5 protein-coding genes are annotated in these 8424 nt (G+C 60.8%); 2 read left to right on the plus strand and 3 right to left on the minus strand.

The genetic code is table 11. The features are described 5' to 3' along the window. Positions 1-269: 269 nt before the first annotated feature. Entirely contained in the window at positions 270-1115 is an 846-nt protein-coding gene (locus tag VGY55_02295) for a 3-deoxy-manno-octulosonate cytidylyltransferase (GenBank protein ID HEV2968789.1), read from the plus strand. Between the two features lie 43 nt (positions 1116-1158). Continuing rightward, a complete protein-coding gene (locus tag VGY55_02300) occupies positions 1159-1683 on the plus strand; it encodes a GNAT family N-acetyltransferase (protein ID HEV2968790.1) in 525 nt (174 codons plus the stop codon). 58 nt (positions 1684-1741) lie between these two features. Here the strand turns inward: VGY55_02300 and VGY55_02305 are convergent, their stop codons facing one another. From VGY55_02305 to VGY55_02315, 3 genes are all read right to left on the minus strand, one after another. Further along, on the minus strand, positions 1742-2614 hold the full coding sequence (locus VGY55_02305) for a formate/nitrite transporter family protein (GenBank protein ID HEV2968791.1): 873 nt from the start codon (positions 2612-2614) through the stop codon (positions 1742-1744). A gap of 12 nt (positions 2615-2626) precedes the next feature. Next, positions 2627-5626, minus strand: coding sequence for an FAD-dependent oxidoreductase (locus VGY55_02310; GenBank protein HEV2968792.1), 3000 nt, complete (start codon positions 5624-5626; stop codon positions 2627-2629). 459 nt (positions 5627-6085) lie between these two features. Beyond that, a partial coding sequence (locus VGY55_02315; GenBank protein HEV2968793.1) for a dehydrogenase occupies positions 6086-8424 on the minus strand: 2339 nt, incomplete at its 5' end.

The raw sequence follows: 8424 nt of genomic DNA on the forward strand, positions 1-8424 counted from the left end.
AGCGGAGAGCAAGCAAGTAATCTCGGCATGCCTCGTCCGTGGCAAAGCGATGCTCAAAATCCATAAGCGTTTTAGGATAATCCTCAGCCATGCCCCAACACTACAGGTTGGGGTCGGTGGAGTCAAGTAAATACCCAGTTCGCAAGAATTCAGCGCTCTTTGCATTTCTCGATCTCGGAATTCCGGCGAATTCCGCTACGCGCGTGGGGCGCCGTATCGGTATAGTTATCGCCAACACGGCATTGCCGGACCCTTTGGGACTAGTCGTCATGGACGGAACGGCCGAGCGACCGAATTTAGCCAGTTACGTTGTCATCCCGGCCCGTCTGCACTCGACGCGGTTGCCGCGCAAGCTGCTGCTCCGCGAGACTGGCAAATCGCTGATTCAGCACACTTACGAAGCAGCGCGGCGAGCGAAGCGGCCGCGGGGAGTTTGTATCGCCGCGGACCACGCGGAAATCGCCGCGGAAGTCCGCTCCTTCGGCGGCGAGGTCTATTTGACCAGTCCGGACTGCGCCAGCGGCACGGACCGGATCGCCGAAATCGCTCCGCTGCTCGACGGCATCGATATTATTGTCAACGTGCAAGGTGATGAGCCGGAACTCTCCGGCGATACGATCGACCTGGCGACTCGGCTCCTGGAGGACAACCCCTCTGTAGCGATGTCCACGCTGGCCACTCCGATCCGCACCCGCGAACAATTGAACGACCCAGCCTGCGTCAAAGTGGTGTTCGCAAAAAAGGGGTCGGGAGTCGTTTCGGTTGCAATTCGGGGCTCAGGCTTGGCGCGGACCGAAACGACTCCCGACCCCTTTTTTGCTCTCTACTTCAGCCGCAGTCCGATTCCGCACGCGCGAGAATGGGACGATCGGCTGTTGGTCGCCGAGCCCTCGCATTTTTATCAGCACATCGGGCTGTATGCATATAGGCGAGAGTTTCTAATGCAATTGGCGCGGCTGCCGCGTACGCCGCTCGAAACGCTGGAAAACCTCGAACAACTTCGCGTGCTCGAAACCGGCCACGAAATCCTCGTCGGCGTCGTCAACGAGCCCACCGTCGGCATCGACACGCCGGCCGACTACGAGGCGTTCGTTAATCGGGTTCGAAGCCATTGAGAGCCGTATTGCTTGGCGATGTTTCCAACGCAAAGGCCGGCAAATGGTGACGATCCGATCAGCAGTCGAAGAAGACGCCGAAGCCATCGCGAGCTGTCATATCGCGGCCTGGCGGGATACTTATCGGCCGATCGTGGCCGAAGAATACCTGAATAACCTATCTCTTGAAACGCACACCGCAAAATGGACCACAAAAATACAGCAACCACAATGTCACACTTTGGTCGCCGCGCACGAGCAAGTCCAGGTCGTTGGTTTTATCAATGGCGGCCCGGAACGAACCGGTCGCACCGACTTCGGAGGCGAGATCTACTCAATCTATATTCTGAAGGATTGGAGGAGGCAGGGTATCGGAAGACGGCTCCTGGGTCGATTCGCGACCGCCTTACTTGAAACCCAAATCACGAGCTTGATCGTTTGGGCGTTGCAGGGCAACGAATATCGATATTGTTATGCGGCGTGGGGCGGCCATGAAATCGCGGTCGAACCGATCAAGATTGGCGAACAGGAATTGATTGAAGTAGCTTACGGCTGGCAAGACATTCGAGTTTTACTTGAATCGGGATGAACACCTCTCCGGCACCCGATGCCTGCCCCCCTCGCAACAATTCGGCAGCAACGCGGCCCTATTTGCTGCCGACCAGCCCGGCCTCGCGAACTTGCGAGTGCGGCGCGCCGTTAGTTGCTGCGAGCACGGGTTCGCTCAGCGAAATCGGCTGGCTGGCTTCGCGGGCCTTCGGGCTGCCGAGCCAGTAGAGCATTCCGACGAAACCCGCCCCGCCGATGACGTTGCCGAACGTCGCCAAGGCGAGATTGTACCAATATCCACCCCAAGTGATCGCATCGCCGTGCGGCAACAGGATGCCGAGGAACAGCCCGCACATGTTGGCGATACTGTGTTCGTAGCCGCAAGTGATGAATGTGAACATGCACCACCAGATGAGCAGAATCTTGGCGATGTCTTCCTTCGTGCGAATCGCCATCCAGACGCCGAGGCATACCAGCCAGTTGGCCAGCACGGCCCGCCAGAAAAGCTGCTCGACGGGAAGATTCATCTTGGTTTCGACCAGCTTGAGCACGAAGCTCTTTACCGGATCGGCGCTCATCACGCCCGAGCGGATGACGATCACGGCCAGTAGCATGCTTCCGGCCAAGTTTCCCAGCCAGGTCCAAATCCAGTTGCTGGCCAGATCGCGCGGACTGGCCTTCTTGCTCAGCACTCCGAGCGTGAGCACCAGATTGCTGCCAGTGAACAGCTCAGAGCCGGCGAAGATCACGATCGTCAACGCCCCGCCGAAGCAAACGCCCATCAGCAATTTAACGGCCCCCGGAGCGGTCGTATTGATGAACGCCCCAATCGTGAAGATCAGCACGATCGCCGCGCCGACATACATCCCGGCGAGCATCGAGCGAACGAAATGACCGACAATTGAGCGGCGCTGGGCGGCCAGCTTGGCCACGGCCTGATCGGCAAGCGCGCTGATCGCGTCTGCGTACATGGTAAACCCTTCCTATCTTGGTGCGTGTTGGACAAGTGATTTGAGCGCGTCGGCAAGTTGATCGCAGGGAACATCGTGCAAGAGTTCGGCTGCGACTTTAGCCTTGGGACCGGTCGAGCCGCCGACGAACACGTGCGCGGCATCGACGATCTCGCCGTTGGCCAACCGCGAGCGGCAGCCTTGCATGCCGATGGTTGAGACCTGGTGCATGCCGCAGCTTGCCGGGCAGCCGGACCAATGGATCGACAGCGGGGCGACCTTTTCCAGGTCGTCGCCGAGCTTCTTCTCCAACTGCTTGGCCACCTCGATCGCCCAGCCTTTCGTCTCAATCAGCGCCATGTGGCAATAGTCGATGCCCGTGCAGGAGACGAGCCCGCGCATCACCGGCGACGGGTTGTACGACAACTCCTTGAGCAGCGGCTCCTCGGTAAGATCGCCCAGTTTCGCGTCGGGTATGCCAGGAAGAATCAGGTTCTGCGTCACGGTGAGCCGGATTTCGCCGTCGCCGTAGCGGTCGGCCAAGTCGGCAATGCCGCGCATTTGTTTGGTGGTGATCCGGCCCACTGGCACGCACAGGCCGATAAAATTCAACCCGGCCTGCTTCTGGCGGAAGACGCCGATGTGGTCCGTGTGCTTCTTCTTTCGCTGATCCGTGCCGGCCGCAGGCAATCGCCGCCCGACGCGCCGCTCCAACTCGCGACGGAACCAAGCCACGCCGCGGTCCTCGATCAAGAACGCCAGGCGGGCCCGAGTGCGCGTTTGACGGGAACCATGATCGCGGAAGATGAACGTGATCTGCCGACAAATGTCGGCCGCCTGCTCTGGAGCGACGAATACATCGAGGCCCGCAGCAGGCAGATAACCGCCGGAGCCCTGCTTGCCTCCCGCCAGCACGTTGAAGCCGGCGACTTTCTTGCCGTCGATCTCCTTGATCGCCGGCACGAGGCCGATGTCTTGCGTCTCGGGGTGGCAGCAATTCTCCAAGCAACCGGTGATCGTGACGTTGAATTTCCGCGGCAGATTCGTGAACTCCGTGTTGCCGACGAGCATCTGAGTGAATTCCTCGGCGATCGGCGTGGCGTCGAACAATTCGTTCGGGGTGATCCCGCCGGCAGGACAGCCGCAAACGCCGCGGACGTTGTCCATCCCGGTTTGCAACGTCGTCAATCCGACCGCTTCGAGCTGCTCCCAGATATCCGGCACGTCGCCGATCGTGAACCAACGCATTTGCACCTGCTGCCGCGTCGTCAGATCGCAGAATCCGTGGCCATATTGGTCCGAAAGCTGCGCGATCATCCGCCATTGCCGCGAGTTCATGTGGCCCGCCGTCGAGCGGATCCGCATCATGAAGTTGCCGGGCGTCTGCTTGCGGAAGAACAGGCCACGCCACTTCATCAAGTGCGTTTCTTCCTCGGTGATTTTCTTCCAATCGCCCGAGGCGGCATGTTGGTGAATGTCCGGCAAAATGTCGAGCGGCTCGCGCTCGCGCTTGAGGACTTCAATCTTATTGAGCTTCTCGGGAGCATCGGCCTGCTCGGCGCCTGAATACGCGGTGATCAATTGGCCGAGCAAAGTTTGGCAACTTCCACATCCGGTGCCGGCCTTGCACGCGCTCCCCAAAGCGTCAACGCTCGTCGCCCCGGCACGAATGCTATCGACGATGTGCCCTTTGGTGATTTTATGGCAATTGCAGATGTCCACGTCGTCCGCGATTGCCGCAACGCCCAGCCCGGCATTGGCATCGTCCCCGAAGCCGATCGACCGGCCGACCAGCAGCTCGAGCGGCTCGTCGGGCACCGGATCGTTGCGTTTGAAGAGCCGCATGAGTAGGCCGACACTCTCGCTGCCGCCGAGAACGATCGCTCCGGTCAGCCGACCGTCGCGAATCACCATCTTGCGATACTGTCCGCGCTCGGGATCGCTATGGACGAGCACCTGGGCGTTTTGCAATTCAGCCACCGGCGAGTTCCCGTCGCCGATCGATGTCAACTCGACCCCCATCACCTTGAGCGATGTCGCCAGCCGCGAGCCTTCGTAGCGGGCGGCGGGGTTGGTCTCGCAGATCAGGTCTGCCAGCACCTTGGCTTGCTCATAAAGCGGTTCGACCAATCCGTACACTCGCCCGCGATGTTGCACGCATTCGCCGACGCCGAAAATGTCTTCGTCGGAACAACGCATCTGATCGTCGACCACGATGGCCCGCTCGACGGCCAGCCCAGAGTCCTTGGCGATCTCGGAATTGGGGCGAATTCCGCAACTGACGATCACCATGTCGGTGTCGATCGAAGTGCCGTCCTTGAAGCTGATCCCCGTGACCCCGTCGTCGCCGAGGATTTGGGTGACTTGCTGCCCCGTGACGACGTGGACGCCGAGCGACTCCATCTTTTGCTTCAGAATGGCGCCGGCGGCGGGATCAAGCTGCTGCACCATGAGATGCGGCGCGACCTCGACCACTGTCACCTCGACGCCGTAGTTCAACAGCCCGCGCGCGGCCTCCAGGCCCAACAGGCCGCCACCGACGACGACAGCCCGCTTCGATTGTCGCGCGGCATCGGCGATCTTCCAGCAATCGTCGAGAGTGCGGAATACGAACACGCCGGGCTTGTCGCGCCCTTCGAGCGGCGGCACGAACGGCCGCGAGCCGGTGGCGATGATCAGCTTGTGATACGGCTCGGCCAGCTCGATCTGCCGCGAGCTGCCATTCTGCCCGCTCTTCGCTCGGCCGAAAACGACCCGGTCGCGGCGATCAATTCGCTCGGCGCGCACGGGGGCGTGCAACCGAATCCGATTCTGCTGATACCAATCGAGTGAATTGAGCGTGATCTTTTCCGGATCGGTAAAGCCCCCCAGCACAGTCGAGAGTTGAATGCGGTTGTAGTTGCCGTGCGGCTCGTCGCCGAACATCGTGATCGTGAACCGATCGGGCGAGCGATGAAGAATCTCCTCGACGACCCTCGCGCCCGCCATCCCATTGCCGATCACGACCAACGATTCGCGCCGTTCTCGGATCACGATGGTTCCTCGGAAGGACGGTGCAAGATGAAGTTGCTCGTCATGCACCGCCTCGGCATGGAGCGCAACGTTGTAAACGCAAACATCATGCCGCGCGTCCCGTGTAAATGGTGCTGATTTGCAGCAACTCCCAATCGCCTATCGAGATACGCTTCAGCCGGCAGCCGGTTGTCGGTCAGATAGCACCCGACCGTGCGGCGAACGTGGGCGATCTTTGCAGGTGGATTGGGCACCGCCGTCAAACGGCTGCGGCGATAACCGGGTGCCGTGTCGACGCGTCGCTGGGCACCCTCTGGGCACGCAAGCGGGTCGGCGTGGACATGCTTTACGGTCGATGCGTCAGCACTGGCCGGGCCCAGAAGGCGCCCCGCTCGCCATTGCCACCGAATCGAAGAGTGCACGCCTCACGCACTGCCGTGAAGAACGTGGTCATGGCGGAGCGTGACGTGTACAGTAACCCTATCGCGGCGCGCCGGGGAGGCGCTTTGCGGCCGGATCGCTCGGCTGCTTGTCCCACAGAAGAAACTCGAACAGATCAACGAGTTCTTTCTCGGTGAGTTGTTTCTCCAGTCCCTCGGGCATAAGCGAGAGTTTGCTGACAGTAATCGATTCGACCTCGGAGCGCGGGACCGTTTCCAATTTGCCGCCTTGCTCTTTGAGCACGATTCGCTGCGGGCTGTCTTCGGCCAAGAGGCCCGTGAGCGTGCGGCCGTCGGTCGTGGTTACGAGACGGGCCTGATAGCTTGCGCCAATCACGAGGCTCGGGTCCAAGACGTTCGAGAGCAATTGATCGAACGAGGCTCGGCCGTTGGCCGTGATGTCCGGTCCGACATCCTGCCCTTCGCCATAGATCTTGTGGCACTGGGCGCAGACCCGTTTGAAGACGACTTCCCCCTGCTTAGCGTCGCCGTGCTTGGCCGTGAGCAGCTTGCGCACATCGGCCACGACTTGCTCGCGCTGTGGATTGCGCTCCGTGCGGACCGATCCCCATTTGGACGTCACCATTGCAACCAGATCGTCGTCATGGCTGGCCAGCAGCTTTCGCACCTGATTGACGTTGAGAGCGCTGGATGGAATTTCCTGTCGGCCGATCGCGTCCAACAGCGGCTTGGCCCATTCGGGACGTTGCGTGAGCAGCTCGATCGCTTTGGGCTGCAACTCAGGTTCAAGCTGTTGAAAGTTCTTGAGCACGATCTGGCCGACTCGGGCATCCTCGGCCCTCCCGAGCGCGCCGAGGATGCCCGCCCGCAGGGCTATCGAACTTTGCTTCGGTTTAGCGAGGATCGCGGCAACCGAGTCGAGCGCGTTCGAGTCTCCCGCCGCCAAGAGCGCGGCCAGCGCTTGTAACCGCAGCGGATCAGATTGGTCCGAGGCCACGAGCGCCTCCCGGATCGCCGCGATTGCCGAAGAGTCTTTCCATGTGGCGCTCAATAGCGCCGCGTTCATGAATAGCGGGCCATTCCGAGGACCGGAAACGATCGGCGCGATGAGCGGCTCGAGCTTCGCCCGCAGCTCATCGAGCCGAGGGCCGTTCAGCTCGCGGTCCTGAATCTTCTCGGCGAGCATGGCCAGACATTTCTGGCTCGCCGGCACGTCGGGATGATCCCCTTTCGAGGCCAGCGCGAACAGAGTGACGATCGGTCCGATGTCCGGATTGACCCGCCCGATCGTTCGCTCGATCAGTCGCGGCAAGACTTCAGCGAATCCCGACGCGCCTCGCAGCGATTCGTTTTCCGCGACGCGCTTCAGAATCTCATCGGCGCGATCGTCCATCAGCGGTTGCAGATTCTGCCAAACAATCGCCGGGATCAGCGGGTCTTTGCCGGCATGTGCCAGCGCGTCGAGCAGAATCGCGGGAGCATCGAGCCCTTCGATCTTGCGGGCGGCGATAGCCACTTGCAGCTTCACGTCGGGGGATGGATCGGCTGACATTTTCCTCACCTGTTCGGCGACGGACTCGCCAACCTTCTTCGCGTTCCCCGCCGCGCGAACTCCCCACGCCCTCAAGCTGGGATCTTCATTGCGAAGCAGCTTGAGATGAAAGTCCTTGTCGAGCGGTCCCGCGCCGATGAGCGACCAGAGCGCGTGCATCTGCGCCTTGGGCGCCGCGGACGAATCGAGCACAATCGCTTGCAAGAGTGGCCGAGCTTGCGCGCTATTCCGTTCGGAAAGCAGCCGCTGGGCCGTTTCGCGATAGTAGATAATCGGGCTTCTTAGCCGCTCGATCAATTCGGCGTCCGTCTCTTTCGAGAGATCGATCTTCCCCGCGTGCGGAGTGCCTTTGTAGCAAATGCGATAGAGCCGCCCATAGGAGCGATCGATGCCGCCGGGATCGCGCTGAGCGTCTTGATAGCAATGATATTGGTCATACCAATCGAGCACGTATAGGCAGCCGTCGGGGCCAATCTTCTGTGAAACGGGCATGAACCAGGCGTCGTTCGCCGTCAGCAGATCCGGCTCGCCGCTCGAAAGATACGTCGAGCCGTTGCGTTGGAGCGAATCGACATTGAGGCAACTACCGTGAATGTTTCCCATCACCAGCTTGCCGCGATACGGCTCGGGGAACGCGTCGGTGTCCATATAGAGCAGCCCGCAGTAGGCCGCTTTCTGATGATGGTGCTTGACGATCGACGGCAAGACCCAGGTGAACGGCGGATACGGCCCTCCTTGACGGAGATAGTAGCCAGTCTCTGTGAGATGCCAGAGATGATCGACGACGCAGGCGCTCACGAATCCGCTCCCCTCGGCGTCCCAAGCGATTCCCCAGGGGTTGCTCGTCCCTTCGCAGAACACTTCGA

It is taken from the genome of Pirellulales bacterium, assembly GCA_035939775.1.
Classification (GTDB): Bacteria; Planctomycetota; Planctomycetia; order Pirellulales; family DATAWG01; genus DASZFO01.